Source organism: Cupriavidus sp. SIMBA_020, assembly GCF_046535395.1.
GTDB classification, from domain to species: domain Bacteria; phylum Pseudomonadota; class Gammaproteobacteria; order Burkholderiales; family Burkholderiaceae; genus Cupriavidus; species Cupriavidus campinensis.
In genome coordinates this window covers 1-329 of sequence record NZ_JAWRWU010000234.1, presented here as the reverse complement: position 1 = coordinate 329, position 329 = coordinate 1, and the positions used below count along the sequence as shown (strand labels likewise).

General features: G+C 60.2%; 1 pseudogene. It reads right to left on the bottom strand.

What is annotated here, in order from left to right:
- Positions 1–329: pseudogene (locus SB751_RS28980) on the bottom strand (bifunctional salicylyl-CoA 5-hydroxylase/oxidoreductase); the annotation flags it as partial.

The window sequence follows — 329 nt, the reverse complement described above, 5'->3', positions numbered from 1 at the left end:
AGCCAGACAAAACGGCAGTCGCGCAGATCGATATCGGGCTGATAGGTGGTGGCGTACTTCTGACGCGTGGCGCTGTTCAGGCCGTCGCTCGCGATGATGAGGTCGGCGTTTTGCACGTCGTCGTCGCTCATCTGGGTCTCGAACACGAGCTTCACGCCGAGCTGTTCACAGCGTGCCTGCAAAATATTCAACAGACGCTTGCGGCCGATGCCGCAAAAGCCGTGACCCGACGATCGGATCGAGCGGCCGCGAAAATGGATTTCGATGTCGTCCCAGTGATTGAAGGCGTCGAGAATTTCGGCGGCGCTTTCCGGGTCGGCTGCGCGCAG